The organism is Rickettsia montanensis str. OSU 85-930 (assembly GCF_000284175.1).
GTDB lineage: Bacteria > Pseudomonadota > Alphaproteobacteria > Rickettsiales > Rickettsiaceae > Rickettsia > Rickettsia rickettsii.
On sequence record NC_017043.1, the window covers coordinates 809,646 to 821,775 of the forward strand.

A 12,130-nucleotide genomic window follows, 5' to 3' on the forward strand; every position below is an offset into this window, starting at 1 on the left:
CCTGAGATTGCTTAGTCAATTGCTATGCAATTTCCTCGCAATGACGAAAAGTTAGAACCACACAATAACGTCTTTCAAAATAAAGGATAACGATGCTTGCTTCATACGCTTCTGATCCTCTTAAAAGTAGGGGAAGATTATATAAGGAAAGCCCAACCTCTTATAGAAACGAGTTTGAACGTGATCGTGATCGCATTATACATACTAATGCATTTAGGCGTTTGCAATATAAAACTCAAGTTTTTATTAATCACGAGGGAGATCATTACAGAAATAGGCTAACTCATTCTCTAGAGGTTTCGAATGTTGCACGTTCGGTCGCTAATACTTTAAATTTATCAAATAATTTAGCTGAGACAATAGCACTTGCTCATGATCTTGGGCATACGCCTTTCGGTCATGCAGGGGAGCGGGCTTTAAATGAATGTATGAGAGAGTATAACGGCTTTTCTCATAATGCTCAATCTTTAAAGATACTAACATTACTTGAAAAAAGATATGCGGCTTATAATGGAGTAAATTTAACATGGGAAGTTTTAGAAGGAATAGTAAAACATAACGGTCCTATACTAGGCGAGATAAATGAATATATAGCAGAGTATAATAAACAAAATGATTTAGAACTTAGTACCTATGCATCAGCAGAGGCTCAAATAGCAGCTCTTGCCGATGATATTAGCTATATTTCGCATGATTTGGAAGATAGTATCGGTGCTAAAATTATCGATTTTAATAGTCTTGCTGAACTTAAATATATTGACCAATATGTTTTTGAACTCAAGTCAAAATTTAAAAATATTAGTTCCTCATGTCTGATTTATGAGGTAGTACGTAAGCTGATACATGAGTTAATTACCGATTTATTATGGCAAACAAAAGAAAATTTAAATAAAGAAAAAATTACTAACATAGATGAGATACGTAACTTGAATTATCAGATAGTGGATTTTACGGAAAAAACTAATGAAAATATTAAGGAAACTAAGAAGTTTCTTCATGAGCGAGTTTATAAAAGTGATAAAATTACGGCCATCAGCCTTAAATGTACTAAAATCGTACAAGGTCTATTTAAGGTTTATATGGATGATATTAATTTATTGCCGGTTAATTGGAAAATGCTAATAGACTCTAATAAAACATATAGTAAAGCTAGAGTTGTTGCTGATTATATAGCAGGGATGACTGACCGTTTTGCCATTCAGGAATATAATCAGCTCTGCTCGACTTCCTACATAACTTGCTTCTAAGGGTAATTTGTGCGTCGCTGCGGTGCTGCGTTCTGTATCTCCTACAAATTCCTCCTTATTAGCGAGCGTTTGTAAGAATTCTATTTGCTGAATTTTAATAACATTTAATAATTATGAATATATTTAATCAATTGAAACAAGATATAATTGTGGCAAGCAGGCAATTATATAATAATCAAGAAATAGCAAATACTGCTACTATTGAAACACCGAAAGATAGTTTTAACGGTGATTTATCAAGTAATATTGCAATGATTATTGCAGCTAAAGAAAGCATTCCTCCTCGGGAAGTGGCTTTAAAATTTAAAGAAGTCCTTATAACATTACCTTATATTGCAAGTATAGAAATAGCAGGACCGGGCTTTATTAATTTTACTATAAAAGCTGATAGTTGGCAGGCATCAATAAAGGATATTTTACAGCATGAAGAAAAGTTTTTTGAAATTGATATAGATAAAAGCAGAAATATTAACATCGAGTATGTTTCGGCAAATCCCACTGGTCCAATGCATATAGGGCATGCTAGGGGTGCGGTATATGGTGATGTGCTAGCAAGGATTTTGCAAAAGGTAGGTTACTCCGTTACAAAAGAATATTATGTTAATGATGCAGGCTCACAAATAAATGATTTAGTTAGTACGGTATTATTACGTTATAAAGAGGCTTTAGGTGAGCAAATTACTATCCCTGCCGGGTTATATCCGGGAGAGTATTTAATTCCGCTTGGGCAAATTTTAGCGAAAGAATACGGCAATAAATTATTAACGATGAACGATGCTGAAAGGTTCAAAATAATCAAAAGTTTTGCCGTAGAAAAAATGCTTGATTTAAATAGAAAAGATTTAGCAGATTTAGGGATTAAACATGATATATTTTTCTCTGAGCAATCATTGCATGATAAAGGTGAGATAGAGGAAACAGTTAAACTACTGGAGCGTATGGGGCTAATTTATGAAGGTACGTTACCTGCCCCTAAAGGTAAAATTCACGCAGAGTGGGATAATAGAGTTCAAAAATTATTTAAATCTACTAAGTACGGTGATAGTCAAGATCGTCCTATAGAAAAAGCTGATGGAAGTTGGTCTTATTTTGCTTCTGATCTTGCATATGCTAAGGATAAAACAGAGCGGGGAGCGAATCACTTAATTTATGTACTTGGTGCCGATCATAGTGGATATGTTAAAAGAATTGAGGCAATAGTTAAAGCTTTAGGTAAGGAGCAGGTTAAAGTGGACGTTAAAATCTGTCAATTGGTTAATTTCGTTGAAAACGGTGTGCCGGTTAAAATGTCAAAACGTCTTGGGAGCTTTGCTAGTGTGCAAGACGTAAATCATGAGGTGGGGAAAGATATCATAAGATTTATGATGTTGACTAGACAAAATGATAAGCCACTTGATTTTGATTTGGTAAAAGTGAAAGAACAATCGAGAGAAAATCCTATCTTTTATGTACAATATGCACATGTGAGAACGATATCTATTTTATTAAAAGCTAGAGAACTAATGCCTGAATCTTATAATAACCTTGAAGCAGGTAAGTATGATTTATCTTTATTATCCTCTGAAGAAGAAATTGAGATTATAAAACTTGTGGCTAGCTGGACAAAAACATTAGAAGCATCTGCAAAATATTTTGAACCGCATCGCATCGCATTTTATTTAATAAATTTAGCCTCAAAATTTCATTCTATGTGGAATTTCGGTAAAGAAAATAGCGATTATAGATTTGTAATTGAGAGCAATAAAGAATTAACTCTAGCACGCCTTGCTCTTGCAAGTGCCATACAGAAAGTTATAGCTAGCGGTCTCGAAGTGATAGGTGTAGAACCAATGAACAAAATGTAGTTAGGTTTTCATCGTCATTGCAAGGAGGTATTGCTCGTGTGGATACCGAGTCGTCATTACGAGCAGCCGTAGGCTGCGTGGCAATCTCATGAAATAATACTCCTGAGATTGCTTCATCAAAACTTACAATTTTTCCTCGCAATGACGTTTTTCTATTATCAAATTACTAAATATGATCAATAATATTTTTATTAAAATATTTCTAGTATTTTTAGTATGTATATCCGCTATTTATTTTGGTTATCAATATTATCAGAATAGCAAGCCGGTAATTACTATTTATCCTGATGAGCTAACTACAAAAATAAAACCGTCTATAATAGAAAATAACCAAATAGCAGCAGTACATAGTACGATATATGAAAATCTTATTGCTAAAGATACAAATATTAAAACCGTAAAATTGCTTCCTGACCCTGAGAAACCTATGAGTATAGATTCTCGTAACCAAAGTCAAAGCGATGAATCTTTTGATGAAATATCTAACCTTATTGCATTAATAGAGCCAAATAATAACTCCAAAAATGAAACGGATTTAAATATCATAAAGCTTGAAAAAGGAAGTAAAGATAAGGTTAGTAATGCTAAAAACTGTAAAAATAATGAAAGTTATAAAGTACAACTAGGTTCGGTAAAGTCTGAAGCAGAAGCAATGAAAGAAGGGGAAAAAATAAAAAAGAAATTCCCGAAAATTCTTAAAAATGTTGTTATCACAACCAAAAAAGTTAAATATGACGATGGCAAATTTTTCTATTTAATCTTAGCCGGTGATTATGGTAGTCTTAGTCAAGCTAAAGCGGTTTGTAAGAAATTAGCTTATAATAAGCAGAGTTGTGTGTTGAAGTGATATTTGTATACTCTTATGTCATTCCTGCGAAAGCAGAAATCCATCATAAAGCGAGATAAATCGAGTTTTTAATTTTAAGAATTTGCTGTGTTTATATTTTTTTTCTGGATTCCTGCTTTCGCAGGAATGACATAGAGAACCACGCAACAACGACTGCTCGCAATGACTATAAATAAAAACTAAATAACTTATGAAAGAAGCTAAAATAGAAAATATTGACTTTGGTAATGCATTATCAGAGCGTTATCTTGCTTATGCGTTATCAACAATTATGTCACGTTCGCTTCCTGACGTACGTGACGGACTCAAGCCTGTACATCGTAGGTTATTATACGCAATGCTACAGTTAAGGCTTGAGCCAAATTCCGGCTATAAGAAATGTGCAAGGGTGGTCGGTGACGTAATAGGTAAATACCACCCGCACGGTGATGTGGCAGTGTATGATACCTTGGTACGCCTTGCTCAGCATTTTTCGTTGCGTTATCCTTTAATTGATGGGCAGGGTAATTTCGGCTCTATCGACGGTGATAATGCGGCAGCTATGCGTTATACCGAATCACGTATGACGGACATATGTACGTTATTAATGGAGGACATCGATAAAGATACGGTAGCTTTTCGCCCTACTTATGATGATTCCGATTTAGAACCGGTAATAATGCCGGCAAGTTTTCCGAATTTACTAGCTAATGGTTCTGAAGGGATAGCAGTCGGTATGGCAACCAATATACCGCCGCATAATTTACATGAGCTTTGTGATGCTCTAATACATTTAATCGACCATCCGAAAGCTGAAATTAACGATATAATGAACTTTATCAAAGGTCCTGATTTCCCGACCGGCGGCATAATTATTGATAAAGCTGAAGTTATTAATGCTGCATATACTACTGGACGTGGTAGTCTTAGAGTGAGAAGCAGATGGGAAAAAGAGGAGCTAAGTTACGGTACATATCAGATAGTCGTAACTGAGATACCTTATCAGGTTCAGAAATCAAAACTTATAGAACAAATAGCAATATTACTAAAGGATAAAAAAATTCCCCTTGTTAGCAATATTAGAGATGAATCAACAGACATTATAAGGTTGGTTATAGAGCCGCGAGATCGGGGATGTGATCCGCAAATAGTTATGGAATCTCTATTCAAGCTAACGAATTTAGAAAGCCGCATTCAGTTAAATATGAATGTGATCGGCAGTAATAACGTGCCGAGAGTAATGAATATTTTAGAGATTTTACAAGAATTTCTAGATCATAGACAAAATATTGTTACTCGCAGATCAACTTATCTTTTAAACAAAATCAAGCATCGTTTAGAAATTCTAAAAGGGCTTAGGATAGCTTATCTAAATCTTGATGAGATAATTAAAATTATTCGTGAAGAAGATGAGCCAAAAGCGATAATGATGGAGCGGTTTAAATTAACCGAAATACAAGTAGAAGCGATATTAAATACCCGCCTTCGCTCGCTTCGCAAGCTTGAAGAGCAGGAAATTATTAATGAGCATAGTAATTTGCAGAAGCAACAAGCTATATTAGAAGAAATTCTAAATAACCCTAAAGAACTATGGAAAATAGTTAAAAAAGAAATCAAAACAGTACAAACGAAATTTGGATTAAATACGGTAATAGGAGCAAGGCGTACAAGCTTTGAGGAAGTAACGCTTACGAATCAAGTAGTTGATATAACGGCTTTCATTACTAAAGAGCCGATTACTATTATCTGCTCAAAAATGGGGTGGGTGCGTTCGTTAAAAGGTCATAACACCGATTTATCGACTATCAAATATAAAGAAGGTGATGCAGAAAAATTTATTTTAGAAGCTTACACGACTGATAAAATATTAATAGTTAGTGCAGAAGGCAGATTTTTTACTTTGCTTGCCGATAATATTTCCAAAGGTAAAGGAACAGGGGAATCTATAAAGCTACTTGTAGATATAGGCAATAACGATATTACGAATATTTTAATCTATAAACCTGATCAGCTTTTATTACTTGCAAGTAGTGTAGGTAAGGGGTTTTTAGTTAATTCAAATGAAGTAATGGCTCAAACAAAAACAGGAAAGCAAATTATGAATGTACCGGATGGTCATATATGTATAGCTTGTTTACCTGTAAACGGGGATAGTATTGCTTGTATCGGTGAAAGTCGTAAATTACTGGTATTTAATATAGATGAAATACCTGAAATGAAAAAAGGGCAAGGTGTAACGCTGCAAAAATTTAAGAATGCTAAGCTTCTAGATATTAAAATATTCAATAAAGAAGACGGCTTAGGTTGGAATAACAATGGAAAAGTAAAACTTGAGAAAAACATTGTTGCATTTTTAGGCAAAAGAGGTAGTACCGGTAAATTACCTCCTATGGGCTTCCCAAAAAATAATAGATTTTCATCATAATTATAATAAAGATTGAGTATATACAAAAAAATAGCATATTTTATATGGTTTGATACAAGCGAATTATTTATAAATTCGCTTGTATCGTTCTATTATTAAAAGTTTTTATAGGCTTTTAAACTCATCTTACCTATTTAAATTAATAGATGTTACTATCTCCTACTCCTATAACATCAACCTGATCATCCTGATAACCTTCCTCTAATTGATAATATGTAAAATCTTCATTATTATTACCGAAAAGGTTATAAACACCAGTTAATAGCGTATTACTATCTTTGAAAAATTGAATTATAGTAGAACAATCCTCTCTAATTGTATCTATTAAAGGTTTTTCGATAGTGGCAGCCATAAGTGCTGGTATCTTTATTGCATCAAATTTGCTTATAACGTGGTTGGGGCTTGAAATTTTTTTTAAGGTAAAACCTATACTCATTAAATGAGGGATTGCAGTAATATATTTATCTATTGTTACTTGTTTCCATCATGTTTTTAAATACATTTAATATATAGGAAAAAAAAGATTTTCATTGTCCTCTGATGCTGGTTTTTCGATGTTCTGAGTACATCTATCTTTATCTTTAGAGAATTATCCTGTTGCATATTAAAAAACTTCAATGCTGCCTCAAAATCCCCGTCTTTTGTATAGACTTTCTGAATATTTAAAGCATGTAATATTGTAAATATTTTTTTAAGTTGGAACTAGAAACAAAATTATATGCATCTTTAAATAATAATTTAGAAGCGGTTGCATATCTTGTAACTGCTTTTAATCCATTTACAAAGGAATATCCTGAGCTTGTAAATTGAGCATGATTCATAGTGTTACTCCTGTTTTAAAATAATAAAAATCATATATCACATGATTACCATATATTATGGTTGCATCACAATATATATATAATTTTATTTGATCAAAAGGCAGTATAGCATAAATTTTCAAGGTTCGTCGGTACTTGAAGTACAAAAGCTAAACATAATGTGACAAGAATTAGAGGGCTGTAAGCTAATAGAATGGTTTAAAGATTTAACAGAAGAGAAAACAAAATTACTACAACGACGGAACTATAAAGTTTATTGATAGTGCAATTAAAAAAATGGAATAATCAAGGCATAAGATTACTCTAAGCCTTGATTATAATAGTGATGGCAATTAATTTGTAAATAATTAAAACTTAAGTTTTGTACCTATAAGACCAACAGTACCTCGTGTTGTTTTACTAGGTGCTTCAGGGTAATATACAGGTTTACCTTTAGCTTGGAAATGAGAAATTTCAGCATATGGTAATAAACCAGGCATGATCTTATATTCAGTAGCGAGGCTTACAGCATCAACGGTGTTTTTATATCTTGAAGTTTTAAGATATTCAAGACTTGTTTTTATAGGTCCTTGTCCATAAGCAACTGCTCCATTGTAATAATAGGTATCACGACCGACTTTATAATATTCCTTAGCGGTTAAGCTTTTACCTAAATTACCGTAAGAAGCACCACAAGAGAAATTACCGTAAGTAAATACAGCTCCAAGATTATATGCTTTTAAATTAGAAAGCTTATAGGTATTAAGCACTTGAATTGTAGTTCCATCCATTTTAGCATGAATAAGACGACGCGCAGGTTTACCGTATTCTCCGGTGGCAGATAATTTTAAGTCTGCATCTTCGCTAATTTCATGTTCATAAGTTAAGCCGGCAGAAAAAGCATCCCTAATATTCTGATTAATAGTCATGGTTTCGTTATTCTCTAATTTAACCGTCTTTATTCCAGTTTTAGAAACACTAACCCCGTCTCTGCCTGAACTTTTAAGCGTTAAATTATTTATATCTCTATTACCACCTGTATTAGCAGTATCGGGAGTATAAGAAACTCCGGCTTGGAAGCCTTTTATTTTAGGCGTGAAAAAATTCAATCTTCTAGCTTTCTCAGTTTTATCATTGATTTGATCAAAAGAATTAGAGTATGACTCAAGATAAAAGCTAGCACTAGTATCAAAATCCGGTTTTAAACCGTTATATCGCATATGTTGACTGTCAAGTAGAGCATATCTAGACCATCCTCCTGTACCTGCAGTTACTTGACTACCAGTAATACACAACTTAGCGCTTGCGTCAGCAGGAGAGCCAAGTTCTACTTTACCGTAACTAGTTTCAATAAAGATATGTGATCCGTTATAACTTGTAGAGGTTTTTGCTTTTGTAGTAGGCTGAAGCACTATTTTAGCACCTGCTATTATATCATTGATAGTTTTAGCAATAGTGGCCGCAAACGCTGCTTCCGTGTAAAACCCTAGCTTTTTCCTGTTATCAGTTACATTTTTATCAAATAAAATTAAATGATCCTGTTTAATATAACCGTTTTCAAATAAATAGAATCCTTCTAATTTTATTTCAGTATCAGAATTAGAAATAACAGGTGTTGGATTTTCTTCGGCAAGACCAGCCGGTGCAAGGCAAATAATACTTGCAGCTAATAATAACTTTTTCACTTTAACAAAGCTCCTATAAACTTAAATAATAAAATTTAATAAATAACCAACTATACTAAAAATATAATAATACTTTTCAGAACTGACAATAAAAAACTATTTAATTTGTAATAATTTTAAGTATATAGTGTTGTATTATTATCACTATCATTATTCAAGTAGTCTTAGACTTATAGTTTTAAAGAAAAATTTTGTATTGTAAATAATTATGAGTTATAATCATCAGTTTATTAATTAAATCAAGTTTTGATTATGGCTATAATGTCAGATAAGTGGATAAAAGAAGCTGTTATAAATCAAAGTATGATAAGGCCCTTTGCGGAAAAGCAGGTAAGAGTGCATAATAAAGAAAAGATAATTTCTTACGGCTTATCTTCTTACGGCTATGATGCTAGAGTGTCTAATGAATTTAAAATATTCACCAATATAAATTCTACTACGGTTGATCCAAAAAATTTCAGTGAATATAATTTAGTTGATAGAGAAGTAGATGTGTGTATTATTCCACCTAACAGCTTTGCCCTTGGCAGAACTATAGAATATTTTAAAATACCGCGTGATGTATTAGTTATTTGTGTCGGCAAGTCTACTTATGCAAGATGCGGTATAATAGTAAATGTGACTCCGTTAGAACCGGAGTGGGAAGGACATGTAACTTTAGAGTTTTCTAATACTACTCCATTACCTGCTAAAATATATGCAAATGAAGGAGCTTGTCAGTTTTTATTTTTAAAGAGTGATCAAATTTGTGATACTTCATACGCCGATCGCCAAGGAAAATATATGAAACAAGTAGGCGTAACTTTACCGCTAACATAACTTTTTTATGTAGAAAATTATATTAAATTTTTAATAAGGATTTTTATGAGTACAATAAACACCGATACTAATGAGACAATGCCGCATATTTCCGTTAATGCACAATATATAAAAGATTTATCTCTTGAGAATCCTTCTGCTCCGTCTTCTCTTGCGGCTTTGGATCAACGCCCTCAAATTGATTTATCTCTAGATATAAATATTACTAATTTATCGGAAGAAAATTTCTATGAAGTAGAGTTAAATATCGAGGCAATTGCAAGAAATGAGAAATATAAATTATTTCAGATAGAATTAAAATATGCTGGAGTATTTAATTTAATTAATATTGATTCTGAACAACATCCGATTTTATTATCCGTTCATTGTCCGGCAATGATATTTCCATTTGCCAGAAAAATTATAGCTAGCTGTACTCAAGATGCAGGATTCCAGCCTTTAATGATTGATCCTATAGATTTTGGTGCCTTATATCATAAGAAAATGTCGGAACATCAAAACTAAGAAAATCATTTAATTATTTAATAAATTTCGTTTTAAACGCCATGGTTTTTAAATCACAGATAGAGCTTAATAGTAAAAATTTTATCAATTTGATTAAATATTCTTTACTTGTGTTATTAATGAATGTATAAAGCGCTAGATAAAAAATTATAATTTAGTTAACAATAGTTAACTGTAATTAAATTATAGCACAATATAAAAATTGAATTTTATGGAGAAAAATAATGAGAGTTTTGTTAATTGAAGGTGAGCCGGAAATGGCTAACTTAATTGAGCTAACTTTAGCTTCAGAAGGGATAGTTTGCGATAAAGCTTCAGTTGGTGTGGAAGGTTTAAGACTTGGTAAAGTTGGTGGTTATGATCTAGTAATCTTAGACCTTATGTTACCGGATATTAATGGTTTTGAGATATTACTAAGATTGCGTGCTGCAAAAATAAAAACCCCAATCCTAATTTTATCTAGCTTAACGGATACGGATCAAAAGATTACTGGTTTCTCTTCCGGAGCCGATGATTATTTAACCAAGCCGTTTGTAAGAGAGGAATTAATTGCTAGAATTAAAGCTATAGTTAGACGTTCTAAAGGTCATGCAGCATCAGTATTTAGGTTTGATAAGGTTAGCATAAACCTAGATACTAGAAGTGTAGAAGTTGACGGCAAAAAAGTACATTTGACGAACAAAGAATATGCTATTTTAGAGCTATTAATACTCCGAAGAGGAACTATCTTAACTAAAGAAATGTTCTTAAATCACTTATATAGTAGTGTTGATGAACCGGAAATGAAAATTATTGACGTATTTATTTGTAAACTTCGTAAAAAGTTAAGTGATGCTGCCGGCGGTAGAGATTATATCGACACAGTATGGGGACGTGGTTATATGCTAAAAGAATATGATGAGTTACAACAAAAAGAAATTTTAGCACAAGGAGCATAATTAATGCCTTTATCTACTTCTTTACTTGGTAAAAAAAGTACTTATAAAGATAGTTATGATGTGACTTTATTATTTAAAATTCCACGTATAAATAATCGAAACGAACTTGGAATAAATAGTAATAATCTTCCGTTTTACGGTGTAGATGTTTGGAATACATATGAACTATCTTGTCTTAATAAGAACAGTAAGCCATGGGTTGGAGTAGGCACTTTTTATATACCGACGGATTCTGAAAATATAGTAGAATCAAAATCATTTAAATTATATCTAAATTCTTTTAATAACTTTGTTGTTGAATCAGTAAAAGAATTAGAAAGAATTATCTTGCAGGATCTAAGTAATGTTACACGCGCTAAAGTAACAGGACGTATATTTCCTATAAATACAAAAGTAGAATTTGGTGTTCCAGGCGGTAAAAATATTGATGATTTAGATATAGTATGCAATAATTATGGTGCACCTGATAATAGTTTAATTGAGTATGAAGATGTTTTGGTAGAAGAAGAGATTAATTCTAATTTACTCAAATCAAATTGCCTAGTAACCGGTCAACCGGATTGGGGTACAATCGTTATAAAATATAAAGGAAAAAAGTTAAAACATGATTCTTTTCTGAAATATTTAATATCTTTTAGAAATTGTAATGAGTTTGCGGAGCAGTGTGCTGAGCGTATTTTTACAGATATTAAAAACGCTATAAGTCCTGATTTTCTTTCTATTTATATAGTGTATACTAGGCGTGGAGGAATTGATATTTGTCCCTATCGTTCTACCGATAAAAGTTATACTTTACCTAGTGATAAACGATTTATTAGGCAATAATCACTTTTCTAATCCATAAAAAAAATCCGTTTATGAGAAAAGTATTGTCAGTGTGGATTGAAAAACGCATCCGTTGTCATTCCGTGTGGCTTGACCACGGAATCTAGCTTAAAATACTAATATTATTAGTATTTTAGATTTTTTTTATGGACCCCGTGGGTCAAGCCACGGGGTGACACAGTGGATGTTACCGGTCCGTCCAGCAATGTTCCGACTA

At 32.6% G+C, this 12,130-nt stretch carries 11 protein-coding genes; 8 read left to right on the forward strand and 3 right to left on the reverse strand.

Translation table 11 applies throughout. The features are described from left to right. The first annotated feature begins 92 nt into the window (after positions 1-92). The 4 genes from MCI_RS04490 (at position 93) to parC (ending at position 6,342) form a co-directional block, all read left to right on the forward strand. Positions 93-1,247, forward strand: a complete 1,155-nt coding sequence (locus MCI_RS04490) for a deoxyguanosinetriphosphate triphosphohydrolase (RefSeq protein ID WP_014409836.1) — start codon at positions 93-95, stop codon at positions 1,245-1,247. A 113-nt stretch (positions 1,248-1,360) separates the two neighbouring features. Beyond that, positions 1,361-3,091, forward strand: a complete 1,731-nt coding sequence (gene argS / locus MCI_RS04495; protein WP_014409837.1) for an arginine--tRNA ligase — start codon at positions 1,361-1,363, stop codon at positions 3,089-3,091. Positions 3,092-3,263: 172 nt separating this feature from the next. Then, complete coding sequence (locus MCI_RS04500; protein ID WP_014409838.1) at positions 3,264-3,938, forward strand: SPOR domain-containing protein; 675 nt, start codon at positions 3,264-3,266, stop codon at positions 3,936-3,938. A 190-nt stretch (positions 3,939-4,128) separates the two neighbouring features. Continuing rightward, positions 4,129-6,342, forward strand: a complete 2,214-nt coding sequence (gene parC, locus MCI_RS04505) for a DNA topoisomerase IV subunit A (protein ID WP_014409839.1) — start codon at positions 4,129-4,131, stop codon at positions 6,340-6,342. 139 nt (positions 6,343-6,481) lie between these two features. Here the strand turns inward: parC and MCI_RS04510 are convergent, their stop codons facing one another. From MCI_RS04510 to MCI_RS04515, 3 genes are all read right to left on the reverse strand, one after another. Then, positions 6,482-6,778, reverse strand: coding sequence for a hypothetical protein (locus tag MCI_RS04510; protein WP_014409840.1), 297 nt, complete (start codon positions 6,776-6,778; stop codon positions 6,482-6,484). A gap of 226 nt (positions 6,779-7,004) precedes the next feature. Then, positions 7,005-7,163, reverse strand: a complete 159-nt coding sequence (locus MCI_RS09055; protein WP_192810783.1) for a hypothetical protein — start codon at positions 7,161-7,163, stop codon at positions 7,005-7,007. 347 nt (positions 7,164-7,510) lie between these two features. Further along, positions 7,511-8,827 carry a porin gene (locus MCI_RS04515; RefSeq protein ID WP_014409841.1) on the reverse strand — a complete coding sequence of 439 codons (1,317 nt, stop codon included), beginning with the start codon at positions 8,825-8,827 and terminating at the stop codon, positions 7,511-7,513. Positions 8,828-9,079: 252 nt separating this feature from the next. Here MCI_RS04515 and dcd point away from each other — a divergent pair, with 252 nt between their 5' ends. The 4 genes from dcd (at position 9,080) to queF (ending at position 11,913) form a co-directional block, all read left to right on the forward strand. After that, positions 9,080-9,646, forward strand: coding sequence for a dCTP deaminase (dcd, locus tag MCI_RS04520; RefSeq protein ID WP_010420471.1), 567 nt, complete (start codon positions 9,080-9,082; stop codon positions 9,644-9,646). Between the two features lie 45 nt (positions 9,647-9,691). Continuing rightward, positions 9,692-10,150 carry a protein-export chaperone SecB gene (secB, locus tag MCI_RS04525; protein WP_014409842.1) on the forward strand — a complete coding sequence of 153 codons (459 nt, stop codon included), beginning with the start codon at positions 9,692-9,694 and terminating at the stop codon, positions 10,148-10,150. Positions 10,151-10,374: 224 nt separating this feature from the next. Continuing rightward, complete coding sequence (gene ctrA / locus MCI_RS04530; protein WP_014365198.1) at positions 10,375-11,088, forward strand: response regulator transcription factor CtrA; 714 nt, start codon at positions 10,375-10,377, stop codon at positions 11,086-11,088. A 3-nt stretch (positions 11,089-11,091) separates the two neighbouring features. Further along, positions 11,092-11,913: an NADPH-dependent 7-cyano-7-deazaguanine reductase QueF gene (gene queF, locus MCI_RS04535; RefSeq protein WP_014409843.1), complete on the forward strand. Its 822-nt coding sequence runs from the start codon at positions 11,092-11,094 to the stop codon at positions 11,911-11,913. Positions 11,914-12,130: the final 217 nt, after the last annotated feature.

What these genes read in the sequence shown, in the direction of transcription:
- ctrA (WP_014365198.1), top strand. Translation starts at nt 10,375, where the DNA reads ATGAGAGTTTTGTTAATTGAAGGTGAGCCGGAAATGGCTAACTTAATT.
- MCI_RS04500 (WP_014409838.1), top strand. Translation starts at nt 3,264, where the DNA reads ATGATCAATAATATTTTTATTAAAATATTTCTAGTATTTTTAGTATGT.
- MCI_RS04490 (WP_014409836.1), top strand. Translation starts at nt 93, where the DNA reads ATGCTTGCTTCATACGCTTCTGATCCTCTTAAAAGTAGGGGAAGATTA.
- queF (WP_014409843.1), top strand. Translation starts at nt 11,092, where the DNA reads ATGCCTTTATCTACTTCTTTACTTGGTAAAAAAAGTACTTATAAAGAT.
- secB (WP_014409842.1), top strand. Translation starts at nt 9,692, where the DNA reads ATGAGTACAATAAACACCGATACTAATGAGACAATGCCGCATATTTCC.
- argS (WP_014409837.1), top strand. Translation starts at nt 1,361, where the DNA reads ATGAATATATTTAATCAATTGAAACAAGATATAATTGTGGCAAGCAGG.
- MCI_RS09055 (WP_192810783.1), bottom strand. Translation starts at nt 7,163, where the DNA reads ATGAATCATGCTCAATTTACAAGCTCAGGATATTCCTTTGTAAATGGA.
- MCI_RS04510 (WP_014409840.1), bottom strand. Translation starts at nt 6,778, where the DNA reads ATGAGTATAGGTTTTACCTTAAAAAAAATTTCAAGCCCCAACCACGTT.
- parC (WP_014409839.1), top strand. Translation starts at nt 4,129, where the DNA reads ATGAAAGAAGCTAAAATAGAAAATATTGACTTTGGTAATGCATTATCA.
- dcd (WP_010420471.1), top strand. Translation starts at nt 9,080, where the DNA reads ATGGCTATAATGTCAGATAAGTGGATAAAAGAAGCTGTTATAAATCAA.